The sequence below is a fragment of the Vibrio splendidus genome (assembly GCF_024347615.1).
Lineage (GTDB): Bacteria > Pseudomonadota > Gammaproteobacteria > Enterobacterales > Vibrionaceae > Vibrio > Vibrio splendidus.
In genome coordinates this window covers 1,944,454-1,964,616 of record NZ_AP025509.1, presented here as the reverse complement: position 1 = coordinate 1,964,616, position 20,163 = coordinate 1,944,454, and the positions used below count along the sequence as shown (strand labels likewise).

Genomic DNA, 20,163 nt, shown 5'->3' with positions numbered 1-20,163 from the left:
TAATTACTTTTTTAAGCGATTGTTATTTAAGCAATAATGTTGAGGTGTGTATTTATTTTATAGTAAAATCATGCACTTATGATTTTCCAGCATTATTGACGGCTTTTTTGTAAATCTGTAGCGTAGATCTCAAATAAAAATGAGGTTTGCATCATGAAATGCAGAGATAAGTTTTTGTTTCGCACGGTAGCAGAAACAATGTTCGAACTTGAAAAAGGAACTTACGCTAACTCAACAATAAAAGCATGGAGATCTAAGCTAAAACGTATCGTAACGTTTTTCGGAGAACTAGACATTCGAGATATCGTACGAAGCGGTATTCTTCGCTACTTACATGCACACAATGATCTTAAAAACAAAACGCTTAATGAAGACCTGACACTTATTCGAAAAGTATTCACGTTTGCAGTTGGGGATCGGCTTATTACACAATCTCCAGTTGATGGTATCCATAACTTACAAAATGCTCCCATTAGCTGTAATCCATTCACACTGAATGATATAACCCGTTTAACTCACCAAGCAGCAGCTTGCTCAAGTGTTAAAAATGGGGTCCTTCTGGCTTGCCATACAGGGCTTCGAAAAAGTGAGTGGTTGGCACTAGTTGTTGATGATTATGACCCAATAAAAAGAGAGCTTAAAGTTGAGAGAGCTTGCGTAGTTAATCACTTTAAAAGGCCAAAAACTACAGGATCAAAGCGTAGGATTCAATTGTCTAAGACAGCCCAAAAGATAATTGAAAACCAGTTAAGTTTAATCTTTGGCTTAGCGGCTCAAGAAATCCATATCACCGAAAATGATCAAAAGACCCGAACCAAACTTACCGCAAAACCTCTATTCCCTAATCTTGATACAGGGAAATTTTACCAAAAAGATAAAGCAATAGATCGCACCTTTAAAAGCTGGCTCGTTGCAGCCAGCGTAGCTCATCGAGGTGCGAGTCAGGCCCGTCATACATTCGCATCTCAAGCTATTTTGAGTGGGGCAAATCTTTATTGGATAAGGTCTCAACTAGGGCACAACACTCTAGACATGCTTTATAAGCATTACTCAAAGTGGATTGAAGAAGACGCAAAAGACTACCCCAACCTGATTGATTTGCACTTTCAGAAAGCTGCAAATTCGGTCGACAAACCCATCCTTTAATTTGCCTCATTCCGGTGTCTCGACACCGGCTTTCAAAAAGATAACGACATCGTAACCAAGGACACTTTCGCAACACTTTTACTGCGTAAAAGATGAACGAAAGCTTCTTGGTGGGGGCTACGCCCCTCAACCCCAACAACACGCAAACCGAGGACTACACAATGAAAAATAAAGCCATCACATGTTTTTTCTCTACGCTTCCGTATTCCGGCACAGCAGAAAAACAGGCCAAGCTTAAGAAGTCAGCAGGACATAGTATCCGAGATGAAAATGCGAAGTCTGAAACCATTGAATGGAATCCAGATCTAAGTCACCTCAACCAAGTATATATCAATAACCAATGGACGAAGCTTGATAATTTAAACAATGACGATAAGTCTGAGTTTGTCGATTCTCTAAGGCTGCCTCAAAAGCCCAACGAAGGGCTGACCAAATGTAAACAAAAAAAGAGAGCATACAAGAAAAAGCTAAAAGACGCTCTGCAATCAGAAAAGGGAAATACCGAGGGGTCTAATTTTATCGCTAAGATTTTAGGCACACCTGAACATGTCCCGCTTAAACTTGACTCTTTGCTCGACGAAGCTAGGAATATTGATTTCTCTCGCAAGAAGCAAAGACTGAACGCTTTTGAGAGATATATTTCAGTTCATAACAAACTGGTTTCGTTCCCTAAAAATTTGAACTCAAACTTGGTAGAAGAGTCGATTTTTGTCATTCCACACCGAAATGAAGTTTCTCACGACCTTGTTTGTGGCCGTGAAATGGCTGAAGCACTGATGAACTACTACCGCAACTACTTCAAAGATTATGAAATAGCCGCCGTGTTTGTTCATAGTGATGAAAGAGGTCTTGATGAAGGAACAGGGGAGCATGTTCACCTTTTTCTTAAAGCACAAAACAACAGAACAACAGAGTGGGATCTGAGAATTGAAAAAGCAAATCTTGCGCAAAAGATGAAGAATCACTTGGATCAGTCACACACGCCAATCCGGTATAAACAAGGTGCATGCTTTTCTAGAAAAGAGCAATCAGAGCAAGGTGAGCTAATACAGGAATGTTTTCGTCGATTTATGAATCATCAGCTGTTTAGACCAAAGGGATTAACCATGGAATTCAACGAAGATCTTCAGAAAAATAGACGCAAAATAAAAGAAATGCGTCGACAAGCACAGTTACCAAAAAATGAAAGAGAGTTTAATTACTTCACTAGAGAGCTTGAGAAAGAACTGCAAGAGGCCAAGCTGCAACTCTCATCGAAGGGCGAAGAGTTGAACCAACTGAATCAACACCTCAACAAAATTAGGAATACAGAAAAAGAGAAGCAAGACAAAATCAAAAGATTACATGTAGATATAGACTTACTACGATCGACCACAAGCACTGCAACCAATCAACTGGAGACAACCTTAACCGCTCTATCAACAGTTAAAGAACAGCTCAAAACGACAGAGTCAAAAGCTCTACAAAATGAAGAAAAAAATGAACAGTTAGAGAAATCAATCTCATCTCTAAAAAAGGTGATCGCTAAACTGACTCATACCGTTATTGAGACGTTAGCTCCCATCTTTCAAGATCTGATGAAATCATTTGTCTTTGAACAAAGGGATGAGAAAGAACTACTGACTTTATTAGAAAGAAGGATGTCAGCTCACATGACAAAATTGGATGGAAACCCAATACAGCAGGCACTTGTATGTGGGATGAAAGACGCCCTCCTAGATAATAGGGAAAACCTGAACACTGCGTCCCCCAAAAAACGGAGAATGAGTGCCGACCGAGAGTTCGATTGATAAGGTCTTCATAATAATTTAAAAGGTAAATCTCGTGAGCTCTAAGGTGTTCACGAGATTTGGTTTTTCAAAATGACATTGAGATTCAGCGCTTTATATTAACTTGAATTTCTACTCCTGACACACGATGTACGAAAGTAAAATGCTCTTGGCTTCTAGTGCTAATAAGAACAATCCCTTTCTTTGACATAATGGTCCAATAAGGTAGAACAAAGGCATCAAAACACTCTGCGTGTGACATGGGAGGAGGGCTTACGAGCCCTGCAATTTCTCTCAGTGTTTCAAAGTCACCAAACAGTGCCTGTTGTGTTTGCCAATCTATTCCTAATGCCATTAATGACATAGATGTTGTGCTTGGCTTATCTTCGAGGCGCTCAAAAAGCTGATAGAGGCAGTGGATATCTTGATAGTCATACTGTTTCGATAACGCAAGCAACGAGGTTTCATCCCCTTCAAAATAGCTTTGCTTGAACGCCTTATAAACCGTGTGCAACTCATCATAGTTGAACTTACTCATGTGAGCCTCCCAGTTGAAGTGAGAACTGGTTAACCGCACTAAGCATAAGTTTCAGTTTTGTTTGCTTACCATATCGGCCAAATGTCATTGAGGGGTGATGATGGCCAACGATATCAGCGACTGTAGACTCAGCCACTTCCTTTTGCTTAAGAACATCAATGAAAGTGTGACGGAGGGAGTACGCAGTAGGGCGTTGCCCTGCTTTCAATCCGATCTTAGATAGGAGTCTGCCGAATTGTTGGCAATATTGTTGGCTCCAGTCCTTGTTGAGACCCAGTGGCTTGTAATCGAATAGACAGGTTTTGCTATTGTTCTTACGAAGCTCAACATACTCAAGAAAGCCATGTTTGATTAGACTCTGATGAATGGGGACTTGTCGCAGAGCATAACGATTCTTGATCCGCTGTCCGTGACCTTTATCTGTTACGTTTAAGTAAGGGACTGGATCGCTAACGACCACGTCTTCTGTACGTAGCTGACACACTTCATTCGGCCTCATACCCATGTACGTGAGCAATAAAGTAACCCAGTAGAAACCATTATCCACTTGCTCAAACTGCTCAGATGAGAAGAGTGTTGAAAGCTGACTCTCTGACCACCTTGAGCGCTGCTTATCAGCTTTTATAGACTTCTTGAAAGTCGCTTTGATATCTGCAGACACGTTTCTTTCAATCAAAGACATGGTCGCACACCAACGTATAAATTGACTCAGCGCGGCGTAGTAATCTTTACAGCTTTTTGCTGAAAGACTAGAGCTATTGAGAGTCTTAATGTACTCCATCAGTACCATCGCAGTTATTGTTGATAAACCAGATGGCGCAGTGCTCTCAAAGAAAAAGGTAATGCGCTGTTTCAACTGATGGACAGTCAATGCACTGACCCCTTGAACCCCTTTGAACTCTAGAAAGTGTTTTAACGCTTCACTCCAATGCTTTTCTTCACTCAAACGCTTAGAAGTATGACTTATGGAAGGTATACAACCTAAATGTAAGCGATCGTCCTGCTTTTGTGATTGTAATACCAATTCCATTAATTAACTTACCAATCGAGTCCAATCTCTAAAGCAGAGGGATTGGACTCTGCGTTTATCTTCACAAAAACTGTTCCAAGCATTGCATACTGAGTTCACTATATCGTTATAGTTTTCAAAACACCTATTCGCTAACTTGTATTGTCGAAGCCATTGCCAAACTTGTTCTATCGGGTTTAATTCTGGTGAATATGGCGGGATATGGATTATCGTGATGTTCTTAAAATGATTGGCTAAATGTGTTTGATGCCAGCTCGCTTGATCCATAATAACCACGGAATGTTTACCTCTAGGGGTCGCCGTTGAGATTAATTCAAGATGCTTCGTCATTGCTTCCATGTTGCTTAACGGTGAAACAATAGCTTCAGCTTCGCCTGTATTGATACAAACGGCTCCAAACAAATAAGCGTACTCAAATTGTTGCTGTTGAACGGCTCTAGGTCGAGTTCCTTTTTCTGCCCAAATCTTGGTTGTGGTATTGCGTTGACCAAATCTAGCTTCATCTTGAAACCAAACAAGCACTTCTTTTAAGTGGATATGCCCAGGGATCTTAAGGATCGTTTCTATTGGGAATTTTTTTAAAAGATTCTTGAGCTTCTTCTGATTGTTTTGGGTGCTTTGAACGTGTCGTTATCCAACTCAAATTAAGTTCATGCAGTAAGCGGTATACACCGGATGGTTGGTAAGATATATCAAATTCATCAAGGATGAATTGTGTGATGTCACTCCCTTGTAAGCGCCCACCCTCAGGTTTTATTGCATTTGAAGTGACGTATTCTTTAAGATGTTTTTTTTGCTCAATAGTGAGTCTGGAAGGTCTTCCTGTATGAGGTTTTTCTACTAACCCTTCAACACCAAAATCAAGATAGGCCTTGATCCATTTATTCACACTGAGACGACTGACTTTAAGAAATGACGCGATTTCAGTTCGATTTTTACCATCGATAAAGTGAGAGACCGCGAGTAATCTTAGCCTCAACCTCGCGTTGGAGGTTGCGCCGATAAGCTTTGATAAATCTGAGTTCATATAGGCTCCTTTCAGAGTCTATATTAGATCATGAATTTAATGGAATTGGTATAAGTTCAGGTGGTGGGACAAAATGCCTTTTAGATGCAACTGAAACTCTGAAAAGCACAGAGAGTCTGTAGTACGAAAGGCCTCTTTGACAGCACTGACAAGGCTTAAGCCAATGACTTTAGCTAGCTTAGGGTCTTTTGTTCGAAGGCTGATTTTTAGATCGAATGGGAATCCCAACGCTTTCAACTGTGCTGGAGTACAGATCCGTGCGTAGTAGACACCGTGGGGAGATTTTTGTATATACATTGACTTACCTCGTTGTTTCGAAGCAAATTCAAGTCTTACAGATACAAAAAAAGCCTTTGATAATCAAAGGCTTTTTTTGATGAATAGTGGTGGAGGGATAGGGATTTGAACCCTAGAACCGCTATTAACGGTTGCCGGTTTTCAAGACCGGTGCTTTCGACCACTCAGCCATCCCTCCAACAAATTGTCATCAATAGATTAGTACACTAATGATGTTGTTAATTGCTAACGCAAGTAACGATACCTTTTGTCTTCACTTTTTAAAAAGTGAAAATAAATAGGAGCCTGGCGATGTCCTACTCTCACATGGGGAAGCCCCACACTACCATCGGCGCTATTGTGTTTCACTTCTGAGTTCGGCATGGAATCAGGTGGGTCCACAATGCTATGGTCGCCAAGCAAATTTTAAAATTCGGAAAGCTTATCTAAAAGTTATTTCTCTTCAAACGCATTCAAGGTCTGGTACATCTGAGTCCACAAAACCCCTTGGGTGTTGTATGGTTAAGCCTCACGGGCAATTAGTACAGGTTAGCTCAATGCCTCGCAGCACTTACACACCCTGCCTATCAACGTCGTAGTCTACGACAACCCTTTAGGACACTTATAGTGCCAGGGAAAACTCATCTCAAGGCTCGCTTCCCGCTTAGATGCTTTCAGCGGTTATCGATTCCGAACTTAGCTACCGGGCAATGCCATTGGCATGACAACCCGAACACCAGAGGTTCGTCCACTCCGGTCCTCTCGTACTAGGAGCAGCCCCTTTCAATTTTCCAACGCCCACGGCAGATAGGGACCGAACTGTCTCACGACGTTCTAAACCCAGCTCGCGTACCACTTTAAATGGCGAACAGCCATACCCTTGGGACCGACTTCAGCCCCAGGATGTGATGAGCCGACATCGAGGTGCCAAACACCGCCGTCGATATGAACTCTTGGGCGGTATCAGCCTGTTATCCCCGGAGTACCTTTTATCCGTTGAGCGATGGCCCTTCCATTCAGAACCACCGGATCACTATGACCTGCTTTCGCACCTGCTCGAATTGTCATTCTCGCAGTCAAGCGGGCTTATGCCATTGCACTAACCACACGATGTCCAACCGTGTTTAGCCCACCTTCGTGCTCCTCCGTTACTCTTTGGGAGGAGACCGCCCCAGTCAAACTACCCACCAGGCACTGTCCGTAATCCCGATTCAGGGACCAACGTTAGAACATCAAAACTACAAGGGTGGTATTTCAAGGACGACTCCATCACATCTAGCGACGCAATTTCATAGTCTCCCACCTATCCTACACATGTAGGTTCAATGTTCAGTGCCAAGCTGTAGTAAAGGTTCACGGGGTCTTTCCGTCTAGCCGCGGGTACACTGCATCTTCACAGCGATTTCAATTTCACTGAGTCTCGGGTGGAGACAGCGTGGCCATCATTACGCCATTCGTGCAGGTCGGAACTTACCCGACAAGGAATTTCGCTACCTTAGGACCGTTATAGTTACGGCCGCCGTTTACCGGGGCTTCGATCAAGAGCTTCGACCGAAGTCTAACCCCATCAATTAACCTTCCGGCACCGGGCAGGCGTCACACCGTATACGTCATCTTACGATTTTGCACAGTGCTGTGTTTTTAATAAACAGTTGCAGCCACCTGGTATCTGCGACTCTCGTCTGCTCCATCCGCAAGGGACTTCACTGATAAGAGCGTACCTTCTCCCGAAGTTACGGTACCATTTTGCCTAGTTCCTTCACCCGAGTTCTCTCAAGCGCCTTGGTATTCTCTACCCGACCACCTGTGTCGGTTTGGGGTACGATTCCTTACAATCTGAAGCTTAGAGGCTTTTCCTGGAAGCATGGCATCAATGACTTCACTACCGTAGTAGCTCGACATCGTATCTCAGCGTTAATGAAAGTCCGGATTTACCTAAACTTTCCGCCTACATACTTGAACCTGGACAACCGTCGCCAGGCCCACCTAGCCTTCTCCGTCCCCCCATCGCAATTGTAAGAAGTACGGGAATATTAACCCGTTTCCCATCGACTACGCCTTTCGGCCTCGCCTTAGGAGTCGACTTACCCTGCCCCGATTAACGTTGGACAGGAACCCTTGGTCTTCCGGCGAGGGAGTTTTTCACTCCCTTTATCGTTACTCATGTCAGCATTCGCACTTCTGATACCTCCAGCAGCCCTTACAGACCACCTTCAACGGCTTACAGAACGCTCCCCTACCCCACATACCCTAAGGTACGTAGCCGCAGCTTCGGTGTATAGCTTAGCCCCGTTACATCTTCCGCGCAGGCCGACTCGACCAGTGAGCTATTACGCTTTCTTTAAATGATGGCTGCTTCTAAGCCAACATCCTGGCTGTCTGAGCCTTCCCACATCGTTTCCCACTTAGCTATACTTTGGGACCTTAGCTGGCGGTCTGGGTTGTTTCCCTCTCCACGACGGACGTTAGCACCCGCCGTGTGTCTCCCGGATAGTACTTACTGGTATTCGGAGTTTGCAAAGGGTTGGTAAGTCGGGATGACCCCCTAGCCTTAACAGTGCTCTACCCCCAGTAGTATTCGTCCGAGGCGCTACCTAAATAGCTTTCGGGGAGAACCAGCTATCTCCAGGTTTGATTGGCCTTTCACCCCTAGCCACAAGTCATCCGCTAATTTTTCAACATTAGTCGGTTCGGTCCTCCAGTTGATGTTACTCAACCTTCAACCTGCCCATGGCTAGATCACCTGGTTTCGGGTCTAATCCTAGCAACTGTACGCCCAGTTAAGACTCGGTTTCCCTACGGCTCCCCTAAACGGTTAACCTTGCTACTAAAATTAAGTCGCTGACCCATTATACAAAAGGTACGCAGTCACACCACGAAGGTGCTCCTACTGCTTGTACGTACACGGTTTCAGGTTCTATTTCACTCCCCTCACAGGGGTTCTTTTCGCCTTTCCCTCACGGTACTGGTTCACTATCGGTCAGTCAGTAGTATTTAGCCTTGGAGGATGGTCCCCCCATATTCAGACAGGATATCACGTGTCCCGCCCTACTCGTTTTCACTGATTATGATGTGTCGGTTACGGGGCTATCACCCTTTATTGCGAGACTTTCCAGACTCTTCACCTGCATCATTAAAAGCTTAAGGGCTAATCCAATTTCGCTCGCCGCTACTTTCGGAATCTCGGTTGATTTCTCTTCCTCGGGGTACTTAGATGTTTCAGTTCCCCCGGTTTGCCTCCTGTTGCTATGTATTCACAACAGGATACTTGCTTATGCAAGTGGGTTTCCCCATTCAGGAATCCCAGACTCAAAAGGTTATTACTACCTAATCTGGGCTTATCGCAAGTTATTACGCCTTTCATCGCCTCTGACTGCCAAGGCATCCACCGTGTACGCTTAGTCACTTAACCATACAACCCGAAAGGGTCTCTGTTTTACTTTCACTTTTGAAAAGTGAAAACAAACTAGTATGGCAACTAACCAAGGTTTTTGGTTGTCATCAAGAAGGGTTAATTCCTGATAACTGTTTGCCGGACTCAATTTACTTTTTGTTTCCACTTTTTAATAAAAAGTAGAATCAAAAAATGAACAATCATTTCTGATCATTCGAATACAAGACACTTGAATGTGTTTGTTGTGTTTATACCGTTCTTATTAAATAAGAGCAGATAAACATTGAGAACTTTTAAATTTAATTAACTTAATCACAGCCTTGGCCGTTTTGTTTTACTTTTTAAAAAGTAAAAATAATTAAGCTAATCAGTCAGCTTTCCAAATTGTTAAAGAGCAAGAGTTTTTAAAGTATTAAACTTTCAAAACCATTTTTAAATACACTCAGCTTTCTATTACTAAGAAAAATGTGCTTAAAGATGGTGGGCGATACCGGGCTCGAACCAGTGACCCCCTGCTTGTAAGGCAGGTGCTCTCCCAACTGAGCTAATCGCCCATGATGTTCTTTTGTCTTCACTTTTTAAAAAGTGAAAATAAAAGCCATTCTTACATGGAGAAAGAATGGTGGAGCTATGCGGGATCGAACCGCAGACCTCCTGCGTGCAAGGCAGGCGCTCTCCCAGCTGAGCTATAGCCCCATATTTTTATTTCCTTGGGAGGAAATGGTGGGCGATACCGGGCTCGAACCAGTGACCCCCTGCTTGTAAGGCAGGTGCTCTCCCAACTGAGCTAATCGCCCCAAATTTTATTTCCTTGGGAGGAAATGGTGGGTCGTGCAGGATTCGAACCTGCGACCAATTGATTAAAAGTCAACTGCTCTACCAACTGAGCTAACGACCCTTTTTACTTCTTGAAGGAAGTGGTATCCCGTAGGGGAGTCGAACCCCTGTTACCGCCGTGAAAGGGCGGTGTCCTAGGCCTCTAGACGAACGGGACACTGCAGTTCATCGCTACTTTAAAAGCAGAAACAAACTTTGAAGAACCTTGGGAGTTCTTCATCTCTTTTTCTTTTTAAACCTAATCAATCTGTGTGGACACTCATCGTAAGTATCTTCGTATAAGGAGGTGATCCAGCCCCAGGTTCCCCTAGGGCTACCTTGTTACGACTTCACCCCAGTCATGAACCACAAAGTGGTGAGCGTCCTCCCCGAAAGGTTAAACTACCCACTTCTTTTGCAGCCCACTCCCATGGTGTGACGGGCGGTGTGTACAAGGCCCGGGAACGTATTCACCGTGACATTCTGATTCACGATTACTAGCGATTCCGACTTCATGGAGTCGAGTTGCAGACTCCAATCCGGACTACGACGCACTTTTTGGGATTCGCTCACTATCGCTAGCTTGCTGCCCTCTGTATGCGCCATTGTAGCACGTGTGTAGCCCTACTCGTAAGGGCCATGATGACTTGACGTCGTCCCCACCTTCCTCCGGTTTATCACCGGCAGTCTCCCTGGAGTTCCCGACATTACTCGCTGGCAAACAAGGATAAGGGTTGCGCTCGTTGCGGGACTTAACCCAACATTTCACAACACGAGCTGACGACAGCCATGCAGCACCTGTCTCAGAGTTCCCGAAGGCACACCTGCGTCTCCGCTGGCTTCTCTGGATGTCAAGAGTAGGTAAGGTTCTTCGCGTTGCATCGAATTAAACCACATGCTCCACCGCTTGTGCGGGCCCCCGTCAATTCATTTGAGTTTTAATCTTGCGACCGTACTCCCCAGGCGGTCTACTTAACGCGTTAGCTCCGAAAGCCACGGCTCAAGGCCACAACCTCCAAGTAGACATCGTTTACGGCGTGGACTACCAGGGTATCTAATCCTGTTTGCTCCCCACGCTTTCGCATCTGAGTGTCAGTGTCTGTCCAGGGGGCCGCCTTCGCCACTGGTATTCCTTCAGATCTCTACGCATTTCACCGCTACACCTGAAATTCTACCCCCCTCTACAGCACTCTAGTTCACCAGTTTCAAATGCAGTTCCGAGGTTGAGCCCCGGGCTTTCACATCTGACTTAATGAACCACCTGCATGCGCTTTACGCCCAGTAATTCCGATTAACGCTCGCACCCTCCGTATTACCGCGGCTGCTGGCACGGAGTTAGCCGGTGCTTCTTCTGTTGCTAACGTCAAGAGATAACGCTATTAACGTTACCCCCTTCCTCACAACTGAAAGTACTTTACAACCCGAAGGCCTTCTTCATACACGCGGCATGGCTGCATCAGGCTTTCGCCCATTGTGCAATATTCCCCACTGCTGCCTCCCGTAGGAGTCTGGACCGTGTCTCAGTTCCAGTGTGGCTGATCATCCTCTCAGACCAGCTAGGGATCGTCGCCTTGGTGAGCCATTACCTCACCAACTAGCTAATCCCACCTAGGCATATCTTGACGCGAGAGGTCCGAAGATCCCCCTCTTTGGCCCGTAGGCATTATGCGGTATTAGCCATCGTTTCCAATGGTTATCCCCCACATCAAGGCAATTTCCTAGGCATTACTCACCCGTCCGCCGCTCGACGCCCATTAACGCACCCGAAGGATTGTTAGTGTCGTTTCCGCTCGACTTGCATGTGTTAGGCCTGCCGCCAGCGTTCAATCTGAGCCATGATCAAACTCTTCAATTTAAGATTTTGTCGGCTCAATGAATACTGACTTCAAAACTACAAAAAGTAATTCTAAAGCTATTATCTTTCCAACAGAAAGATAATGAATTGACTGTGCTCTTTTTGGCTTTCACTTTAAAAAGTGAAATCAAACAGCTCAAGGCTGTACCAAATTGAATTGGTCACTCAGTTCATTGAAACCAAAGTTGATTCCGAGGAATCTGTTTTACTTCTCTTTATAAAAAGGAAAGATAAAACGTTTTGATATTCATCAACGAGTGCCCACACAGATTGATAGGTTTAAATTGTTAAAGAGCTTTGCTTATCGAAACTTTCTTTTTACAAAGAAACCTTTGAAAGCGGACGTGAATTCTAGCGATTTAATCTTAAGTGTCAAACACTTTTTAAAATTAATTTCTTTCGAACTTTCCGTCTTACTGATTACCGCTGAAGCCTTGTAGCGTCTGCCGTGTCAGTGAGGCGGCATTATAGAGATCATCGAAAACATGGCAACCCCTATTTTAATAAAAATTCAAAAAAGTTGCTTAAGCGGCTACTTTTACGTCAAAACCCTCTTTCACAGGTTAAAGCTCATACAATCAAGAGCATATAACTTAGAATTTTGCGACTAGATCTTTCGAAAATGCCTCTATATCCAGTTCGATACTCCACTTTTCACTTAGCTCAACTATGTTATCTAGCGATTGCTGAACCGTTTTTATCGTCAATGTATTGTTATCTAGGTCGTATACCTGTTTTTGCGTAGTGTAATAGAAGTAAAGGATAGTTAATGCTTCTCGATCACCTTGCTCAGCTTTCGGTTGAATACGCTTGAGCTTACGATAGATTTGATTGTGAATTTGTTTAAGGTTCCACACATAAAGCGCTTCCTTAAAGTAATCATGCCCTTTCACACGGCTCGCTATAAAGGCATTCAGTGCGACTGATAAAATCACGCCAAGTACATTCAAATGGAAATTACCTGTCGCTTCCCCAGTAACGGATCCAACTGAACCAAAAAGTTCAATCAGAATGCTACCGAATACGATGGCAAACAAGGCGAGCGACCCAACCAATGAAACCAACAGTAGGTTCATCTTCTTTCTATATTCTTCTTTATTTATCTTCTGTAACTTCATCGACTACTTCCTTATGTAAGTCACTAATAATTTGCGCATACTATCTATGTAAACCTTGGTTCGCTTCAACCTTTACCATCTTGTAATGTGGTCACTCTCTATTTAATACGTATAGTTCTTCTGGTCAGTACTATACATAACTCCATTTGACTTCATTAATAGAAAAGAGTTACATACCGCCATAATTTTGGTTATTCATCAATTCATGTTGATAAAGTCTGTTTCGCTTTATCACATACTGACAAGGTACATTCCATGCGTTCATTTGTATTACGCGCTCGCGCAGCCCCTACAGAGAGCAAACTTATCTTAGAGGGTGTTGGGCAAGATGCTCATACTGAGATTCTGGCTCATACTCTGATGAACACGATCTTCGTTGCTCAATCTCACCGTGAGAATGTCACCGTGCACCTTGTGCTAGAGAGTACTAAAGACTTTTCACGAACAATTACATTCGATTCCAACGAAATAACTAACATTGGTGGCTTTCATGAATCTGCACTGTTATCTGCGGTAGTAAGAGCGGTTGACGCTTCTCAAGGCATGACAAAAGAACAGACACGTCAGGTAGAGCCGGGCATCACTGTCCGTACCATGAGCTTTGAAAAGTTGGTTAAAGAACAGGCTGAAGACCACCAGCTGTACATGATGGATAAGAAAGGCGACTTTATCCGTGATGCAGAGATTGCCGAAAACCCATGTTTCCTTCTAACTGACCATATCCCTATGCCGAAGAAAAGCTACAACAGCTTGAAGCGTTTAGGGACGGAGAAAATCAGCTTAGGTCCAAACATGCTGTTTGCTTCTCAGTGTGTTGTGTTGATCAACAATGAGCTGGACATTAGAGGGTTCTAATCTCCGAACTAATAGTCTAAACAAAAAAAGAGCTCAACTAAGTGAGCTCTTTTAATTGTCTATCTCTTGGTATCTGTGGTGTTATCTCAGAATCAAGCCTGATTAACCAAAGATGAAGCTGTATAGGAAGCCTGCACCCATCGCCATGCTTAGGATAACGAATAGGAATGCTGCAATCATTTGGTTCTTGAAGATTGATTTAAGTAGGATAACTTCTGTCAAACTTGCACCTGCACTACCGATAATCAATGCCATTACTGAACCCAACGCCATACCTTTCTGAACTAGAGCAGCACTTAGTGGGATTACCGCTTCAGCACGAATGTACAGTGGAATACCAATCACAGCCGCTACAGGAATCGCATACCACATACCTTCACCAGCGTACTGTGCAATTAGGTCTGTAGGAATGAAGCCGTAGATGAATGAACCAATCGCGATACCCATCATCAGGTAAGGGAAAACTTGTTTGAAGTCTTTCCAAGTTGAGAACCAAATTCTCATCCAACGGCTAGGTTCTTTCTTCTCTACGATTTCAGCTGTTACGCTTCCATCCGCTGAACAGCATGAAACAGTGACTTGTGGCTCTTCTTTTTTCGAATCGCAGCAAGATGTCTCCTTAGTCATTACTGGTGCAGGTTCGCCACATACACTTGTACCACATGAAGATTCCGCTTTAGCCGGTGCTGCTTTCTCAGGAGCAGAGTCACCACAGCTAGTGCCACAGCTTGAAGCTGAACCTGTTGATTCATACGCTTCAGGTTTTACGTAACGCTCAAAGCCAAGCTTCTCAAGTGCGTAACCAGCCACTACAGACACCGTCATTGCTACAAGGAAGTAGAACACAGCAACTTGCCAGCCGAAGGTAATCACGAACAAACCAATGATAACCGGGTTCAATAGTGGGCTACCGAATAGGAACACCATCATTGGACCGAAACCCGCTCTTGCACGCAGCAATCCTTTTAAGAAAGGAATGGTCGAACATGAACAGAAAGGTGTAATTGCACCCAATAGTGCTGCAACCACATAACCCTTACCATTACGTGAGCTCAGGATAGATTGAATCTTTTCTGGTGTAAGGAACTCTTGAAGAATCCCAACAATGTAGCTGATCGCTAAGAAAAGGATAATTAGCTCTACTGCTAAAAAAGCGAACATATCAAGTGCGTCTTTTAGCATTGTTAACATTTCATTGCTCATAATTAACTCCAAACTGGATTGAAGGTCGGGCTCTATGAGAAAAGTAACCAACCCTTAATTTCGAATATTCTCGAATTATAGAAATAAAAAGCTCCAGATCAAGCTTTATTTCGATAAAAATCGAAATGACCTTCTAAAACACACTTTTTCAATGACTTACACAGCCACCGTTTTTAAATTTGAATTCGACATACATTTCGACTAACATCGAAATTAAATCTTGAGGAGTTAATATGAACTTAGAAGTCGTTGCGAAAGCACTTAAAGAGTTGGGGCACCCTATTCGCCTAACCATTTATAAGAGTGTCGTTAAAGCTGGCTACCAAGGCATTGCAGTTGGCGGCCTACAAGAAGAACTAGGCATTCCCGGTTCTACCTTGTCTCACCACATATCAAGCTTGGCGTCTGCGGGCCTAATCAGCCAAAGACGAGAAGGAAGAACTCTATTCTGCGTGGCGGAATATGAGTGCCTAGAAGGTGTGATTGATTTCTTACAAGACGAGTGTTGCGTAAATGAACAGTGCAACTGATGCACCTTTGAACGGTGCACCTTTGAATAAGGCACCTTTGAAGCTCGAACAAGTCTGGGCCGAGTATCAGCAAGCATTAAAGTCATTCCTGCATTCAAAGGTCAACAATTCTGCGGATGTAGACGACTTGCTCCAAGATATCTTGATTAAGACCTATCAGAACTTAGACAAGGTACAAGATGCGAGCAGTGTTAAGGCTTGGCTGTTCCAGTTAGCCAACAACACCATTATCGACTTCTACCGTAAACATGCACGCCAACAACGTGATAGCCAAATTGATGCTGAAGATCTGTGGTTTACCGATTTAGACCACGACTCTGAATTTAAGCAGAAGCTCTCGTTGTGTATTGAACCTTTTATTCAAGCACTGCCAGAACAAAGTTCATCGCTACTGCTTGCGGTCGATATTAAAGGCCAAAGCCAGAAAGAGATCGCAGAAACTCAAAACATCAGCTACTCAACCGTTAAGTCTCGTGTTCAGAAAAGCCGCGGGGATCTTAAGAACTTGTTTGAAGAGTGCTGTAACCTGTCCCTTGATCAACAAGGCAATGTGATTGATTGCGAGCTTAAGCCGAACGCCAGCTGCGGCAAGTGTTAATCGTTACATCGAATCCGTTATTTCAATAGAACAAAGCCAGCAATTGATGCTGGCTTTGTTGTTTTCATAATCTGCAAATCACGCTTTGTTTATGCGAATCGAGTGCTTAAGCGAATCTAGTGCTTGAGCGAACCGAACTATGCTGCTTCCGCTTTTACCACAGGTTGATAGCGCCCAGGTTTATGATTCATTGCTAGAATCAAGTTGGTGACTATCGCACCAAGCACAGACAGGAGAACCAATGACACATCAACAATGAACAGAGAAAGCACAACAATCGTGCAGTCTAGTGCCATCTGAACCTTACCTGCTCGAATCCCAAAACGTTCTTGTAAGAACAACGCCAGAATGTTGAAGCCACCTAAGCTCATCTTATGACGGAAAATCACCAACATGCCGGTACCAATCAAGCCACCACCAATTAACGCTGCATACAATGCATGTATTTCGGCAATCTGAATCACGTGATACAAGTGATCCACAGCGAACGAAACAATCGAAACAGCGATAAAGGTATTGATGGTGAAGCGCCAGCCCATACGAGCAACCGACAAAATATAGAAAGGTAAGTTAAGTGCGAAGAACACTTGGCCAAAGCTTAAGTCTGTTACTTTGGTAATGAAGATCGCTAGACCAGCCGTGCCTCCGGTGAGCAAACCGACTTGGTTGAAAAAGATAACGCCGAGTGAAACCAGTGCGCTACCTAAGAGCAGTGCCAGTAAATTTTCGCGAAGGTTATGATCTTTATCCATGTGAATGACTCTCCCTGAATCTTTTAACATCGCATTTCAGTAGTTTTGAAACGATTTATGCCCAAATTTACGATGTTTGACAGATAAGTCGAGTGAATGGCCAATGTTGATTAGTGATTAGTTTGTATATTAGTTTTTACAGTTTTGTGAAATCTTCAATTAAACAGACAGTTACAATCTTGCATTTGAACTTTCATTCTTAATTACATACTTCTATCTATTAACCAGCAAACTTCGAGTTTTCCTATTTATTGGTCACGTTTTGCCCTAATTCTAACGACGCATAAATCTATGCATAAAACGCATAGACTTAATCACAAATGGTCATTTGATACATACCTCACTCGTCATTATGATGCGCGACTTCTTACAACATTGAGCGCATGTAAACACCTTATGTTTTCACAATCTCTTTTTGCCCAACTGGCCAGAATGACGCTATTTCTCGTCATTAGTTTGGTTATTGTGCATCACAGTCAGCCATTGATTGATCTCTTGGCTCAGCATGCCGTGAGCAGTGGCTGCCACCAGCAATCAGCGCATGATCATTCTGAGCACGAACATCACCATGAGATGACTGACCAACACATGTCAGCGCAAGACCACTCACATCACCACCATTAATTTAAGAGTATTAGAATGAGCATTTTCCGTTTTCCTTTACTGGTATGGCTTGGGATAGGCACACTTATTATCAGTCTAGGGATCAGACAATCATTCGGCATTTTCATGATGCCAATTTCAGAACATTTCGGTACAGGTCGCGAGTTTTTCAGCTTTGCGATTGCGCTACAAAACCTATTGTTTGGCGTGTTCCAACCTTTTGTTGGTATGGCTGCTGACAAATGGGGAGCAAGGCGCATCATTATCGCTGGCGCATGTGCTTACGGTTTGGGTTTACTTCTTACCTCTATTTCTACCGAATCAAGCATGCTTTACGTTTCACTAGGCGCGCTCGTTGGCCTTGGATTAAGTGCGACGAGCTATGTGATCGTATTAGGTGCCGTAGCAAAAGTAGTACCTGCAGAGCACGCAGCTAAGGCATTTGGTTTAACCACAGCAGCAGGTTCATTTGGTATGTTCGCGGTAATTCCGGGCGCGCAATACATGTTGAACGAATTTGACTGGCAGAGTGCGATGCAAGTCTTTGGCGTACTTTGTTGTTTCATGATCTCTTTTGCGCTGTTTATGCGAGCGCCGAGATCGACAGCCAATAAACAAGTAGAAGACAACCAGACACTAAAAGAAGCGCTGTCTGAGGCGTTTGCGAACAAAAGTTACTGGTTAATTCACGCGGGCTTCTTCGTGTGTGGCTTCCACGTGATGTTCATTGCGACGCACTTACCGAGTTACTTAGCCGACAAAAACCTACCCGCGAGCAGCGCAGCAATGGCACTGGCTTACGTTGGCATCTTCAACATCTTCGGATCTTACTTCTGGGGTGTGATGGGCGATAAGTTCAGCAAGCGTCATGTAATGTCGGCACTGTACTTAGTGCGTACCGTGGTTATCGGAGCTTTTGTCACTTTGCCTGTGACTGAGTCAACCGCGGCTATCTTCGGTGCGGCGATTGGTTTCTGCTGGTTAGGTACAGTTCCGCTAACGTCTGGTTTAGTTCGCCAGATCTTTGGTGCTCGTTACCTGTCGACGTTGTACGGTTTGGTGTTCTTTACTCACCAAGTGGGTAGCTTCTTAGGCGCTTGGGTTGGCGGTCGTATTTACGATTACTACGGTTCTTACGAGCCAATCTGGTGGTCAACCGTAGTACTTGCATTTGCGGCAGCGCTTATCCATTTACCAATCAATGACAAGCCGATTGAGCGACTGAAATTGGCAATGGCTTAACGTTTAACGCTGACTCCCCCACTAGCGTAAACAACAAGTCGTTCCAATAAAGCGAGTGAGTATTGAAAGGAAGCATCCTGATATACTCACTCGCTTTTTTGTTAGTCACTATTTCACCAATTAAAACGGTCGATATTTGCATAAACCTCACTGAATAATAAGACTATCCTTTTCGTTTTAATTTATAGTATCCACTCGCTCCTTTAAAACTAATCCGCAGGCTTATGGAATACATAGATCAGACTGTCCTTATCGCAATGGCACTCATTTTTGCTGGCTCATTTGTGCAAACCGCAATCGGCTTTGGTTTGGCCATTGTTGCAGCCCCACTGCTGTTTTTGGTCTCACCAGACTATGTACCTGCGCCTATCTGCTTGGTTGGCCTGTTTATCTCTTTATTCAACGCCTTTAAACACCGTGCAAACATTTCTATTGGCGGGTTAAAAATCGCATTGCTGGGCCGCATTCCGGGCTCACTGGCAGGCGGAGCATTGTTGGTGATGGTTTCAACGAGCGTGTTGTCATTATGGTTAGGCTTATTGGTGGTATTTGCCGTGATTGTTAGCCTACTGCCATTCAGACTCGAACCAACCCCAATCAAGATGGGTATTGCAGGGTTCTTCTCTGGGTTCTTTGGCACCAGTTCTGGTATTGGTGGTCCACCGATGGCACTGCTACTCCAACACCAAGATGCCAATCAGCTTCGTGGTAACCTTTCTGCGTTTTTCGTGTTTAGTTCGATCATTTCATTGGTTGTACAGATCCCAATTGGCTTCTTCACGATGCACCATTTGATCATCACTATACCTTTGCTGCCTGCTGCTTGGTTGGGTTACAAAGTGGCGTTAATGACGACACAAAGCATTCCTAAAGAGAAGATACGCATTGGTTCATTACTGCTATGTTCTCTCAGTGGCTTTACGGCAATCTGGCAGGGTTTAGCTGGCTAGTTATTGGCGATAAAGACCGGAAAAGACATCTTAGAAAACCAACACAGATCAAACACCCAATAGATAAAAGGACGCTCTATGACCTACGACGAATTCAATGCATTCTGCGAGTCGCTGCCTGCAACCAGTTATGTGATGCAGTGGAATAACTCGCACGTTTGGAAAGTGGGTGGCAAGGTGTTTGCGATTGGTGGTTGGGGACCGAAAGATGAGCCTGCGTTTATCTTCAAGGCGTCCGATCAGAACTTCGACTTTCTGAAAGAGGAACCCGGTTATAAACCTGCTCCTTACTTTGCTTCGCGTGGTATGAAATGGATTCAGCTTTTTGAAAGCACATCAGAAAGGGATGAGGAGCTGAGATACTACCTCACTGAGTCACACCGAATTGTGTCCTTAGGTCTAACCAAAAAGAAGCAAGCAGAGCTAGGGCTCAATCAGTAGCGTTTATTACGTACTGCTAA

16 protein-coding genes, 6 tRNA genes and 3 rRNA genes are annotated in these 20,163 nt (G+C 44.0%); 9 read left to right on the top strand and 16 right to left on the bottom strand.

Features of this window, described 5'->3' with window-relative positions; genetic code table 11:
- The first annotated feature begins 198 nt into the window (after positions 1-198).
- Both OCU90_RS25885 and OCU90_RS25880 read left to right on the top strand, forming a co-directional pair.
- Positions 199-1,146: a tyrosine-type recombinase/integrase gene (locus OCU90_RS25885; protein WP_240513428.1), complete on the top strand. Its 948-nt coding sequence runs from the start codon at positions 199-201 to the stop codon at positions 1,144-1,146.
- Between the two features lie 161 nt (positions 1,147-1,307).
- Positions 1,308-2,936 (top strand): hypothetical protein, encoded by a 1,629-nt coding sequence (locus OCU90_RS25880; RefSeq protein ID WP_061026105.1) that lies wholly within the window; start codon positions 1,308-1,310, stop codon positions 2,934-2,936.
- A gap of 85 nt (positions 2,937-3,021) precedes the next feature.
- Here OCU90_RS25880 and OCU90_RS25875 read toward each other — a convergent pair whose 3' ends face one another.
- From OCU90_RS25875 to OCU90_RS25810, 14 genes are all read right to left on the bottom strand, one after another.
- Complete coding sequence (locus tag OCU90_RS25875) at positions 3,022-3,453, bottom strand: hypothetical protein (protein WP_061026103.1); 432 nt, start codon at positions 3,451-3,453, stop codon at positions 3,022-3,024.
- Positions 3,446-4,483 carry a site-specific integrase gene (locus OCU90_RS25870; RefSeq protein WP_240513427.1) on the bottom strand — a complete coding sequence of 346 codons (1,038 nt, stop codon included), beginning with the start codon at positions 4,481-4,483 and terminating at the stop codon, positions 3,446-3,448. Before OCU90_RS25870 ends, OCU90_RS25875 begins: the two co-directional genes overlap by 8 nt.
- Positions 4,484-4,486: 3 nt before the next feature.
- Positions 4,487-5,510, bottom strand: a protein-coding gene (locus OCU90_RS25865; RefSeq protein WP_099426184.1) for an IS630 family transposase whose coding sequence is annotated in 2 segments (ribosomal slippage) — positions 4,487-5,062 and positions 5,064-5,510 — 1,023 coding nt in all. Because the reading frame shifts where the segments join, the coding sequence is not laid out codon by codon here.
- Positions 5,511-5,546: 36 nt separating this feature from the next.
- Positions 5,547-5,807 (bottom strand): DUF6538 domain-containing protein, encoded by a 261-nt coding sequence (locus OCU90_RS25860; RefSeq protein ID WP_061026120.1) that lies wholly within the window; start codon positions 5,805-5,807, stop codon positions 5,547-5,549.
- 87 nt (positions 5,808-5,894) lie between these two features.
- Positions 5,895-5,985, bottom strand: a tRNA-Ser gene (locus OCU90_RS25855).
- Positions 5,986-6,090: 105 nt separating this feature from the next.
- Positions 6,091-6,206 (bottom strand): 5S ribosomal RNA (gene rrf / locus OCU90_RS25850).
- Positions 6,207-6,304: 98 nt separating this feature from the next.
- Positions 6,305-9,198 (bottom strand): 23S ribosomal RNA (locus tag OCU90_RS25845).
- Positions 9,199-9,658: 460 nt separating this feature from the next.
- A tRNA-Val gene (locus OCU90_RS25840) sits at positions 9,659-9,734 on the bottom strand.
- 66 nt (positions 9,735-9,800) lie between these two features.
- A tRNA-Ala gene (locus tag OCU90_RS25835) sits at positions 9,801-9,876 on the bottom strand.
- A gap of 25 nt (positions 9,877-9,901) precedes the next feature.
- Positions 9,902-9,977 (bottom strand) — tRNA-Val (locus tag OCU90_RS25830).
- A 25-nt stretch (positions 9,978-10,002) separates the two neighbouring features.
- A tRNA-Lys gene (locus OCU90_RS25825) sits at positions 10,003-10,078 on the bottom strand.
- A gap of 20 nt (positions 10,079-10,098) precedes the next feature.
- Positions 10,099-10,174: transfer RNA gene (locus tag OCU90_RS25820), tRNA-Glu, on the bottom strand.
- Between the two features lie 122 nt (positions 10,175-10,296).
- Positions 10,297-11,851, bottom strand: a 16S ribosomal RNA gene (locus tag OCU90_RS25815).
- The 16S, 23S and 5S rRNA genes sit together here with 6 tRNA genes alongside, the layout of an rRNA operon.
- A 593-nt stretch (positions 11,852-12,444) precedes the next feature.
- On the bottom strand, positions 12,445-12,969 hold the full coding sequence (locus OCU90_RS25810; protein WP_061025949.1) for a DUF3087 family protein: 525 nt from the start codon (positions 12,967-12,969) through the stop codon (positions 12,445-12,447).
- A gap of 255 nt (positions 12,970-13,224) precedes the next feature.
- Here OCU90_RS25810 and trmY point away from each other — a divergent pair, with 255 nt between their 5' ends.
- Positions 13,225-13,824 carry a tRNA (pseudouridine(54)-N(1))-methyltransferase TrmY gene (gene trmY / locus OCU90_RS25805; protein ID WP_054541542.1) on the top strand — a complete coding sequence of 200 codons (600 nt, stop codon included), beginning with the start codon at positions 13,225-13,227 and terminating at the stop codon, positions 13,822-13,824.
- Between the two features lie 102 nt (positions 13,825-13,926).
- On the opposite strand, the gene OCU90_RS25800 is transcribed toward trmY, so the two are convergent.
- Positions 13,927-15,027 carry a permease gene (locus tag OCU90_RS25800; RefSeq protein ID WP_029224480.1) on the bottom strand — a complete coding sequence of 367 codons (1,101 nt, stop codon included), beginning with the start codon at positions 15,025-15,027 and terminating at the stop codon, positions 13,927-13,929.
- Between the two features lie 233 nt (positions 15,028-15,260).
- On the opposite strand from OCU90_RS25800, the gene OCU90_RS25795 reads away from it, so the two are divergent.
- Together OCU90_RS25795 and sigZ are read left to right on the top strand one after the other, a co-directional pair.
- Entirely contained in the window at positions 15,261-15,557 is a 297-nt protein-coding gene (locus OCU90_RS25795; RefSeq protein WP_004733042.1) for an ArsR/SmtB family transcription factor, read from the top strand.
- Positions 15,541-16,155, top strand: coding sequence for an RNA polymerase sigma factor SigZ (gene sigZ / locus OCU90_RS25790; protein WP_061025946.1), 615 nt, complete (start codon positions 15,541-15,543; stop codon positions 16,153-16,155). The genes OCU90_RS25795 and sigZ overlap by 17 nt, the downstream gene beginning before the upstream one ends.
- Before the next feature lie 137 nt (positions 16,156-16,292).
- On the opposite strand, the gene OCU90_RS25785 is transcribed toward sigZ, so the two are convergent.
- Entirely contained in the window at positions 16,293-16,907 is a 615-nt protein-coding gene (locus tag OCU90_RS25785) for a YitT family protein (protein ID WP_029222369.1), read from the bottom strand.
- Positions 16,908-17,303: 396 nt separating this feature from the next.
- Here OCU90_RS25785 and OCU90_RS25780 point away from each other — a divergent pair, with 396 nt between their 5' ends.
- From OCU90_RS25780 to OCU90_RS25765, 4 genes are all read left to right on the top strand, one after another.
- A complete protein-coding gene (locus OCU90_RS25780) occupies positions 17,304-17,531 on the top strand; it encodes a hypothetical protein (protein ID WP_081090032.1) in 228 nt (75 codons plus the stop codon).
- A gap of 15 nt (positions 17,532-17,546) precedes the next feature.
- A complete protein-coding gene (locus OCU90_RS25775; protein WP_061025945.1) occupies positions 17,547-18,752 on the top strand; it encodes an MFS transporter in 1,206 nt (401 codons plus the stop codon).
- A 224-nt stretch (positions 18,753-18,976) separates the two neighbouring features.
- Complete coding sequence (locus OCU90_RS25770) at positions 18,977-19,702, top strand: sulfite exporter TauE/SafE family protein (protein WP_017076877.1); 726 nt, start codon at positions 18,977-18,979, stop codon at positions 19,700-19,702.
- Between the two features lie 78 nt (positions 19,703-19,780).
- Positions 19,781-20,143: an MmcQ/YjbR family DNA-binding protein gene (locus tag OCU90_RS25765; RefSeq protein ID WP_050620040.1), complete on the top strand. Its 363-nt coding sequence runs from the start codon at positions 19,781-19,783 to the stop codon at positions 20,141-20,143.
- The last annotated feature ends 20 nt before the right edge of the window (positions 20,144-20,163 follow it).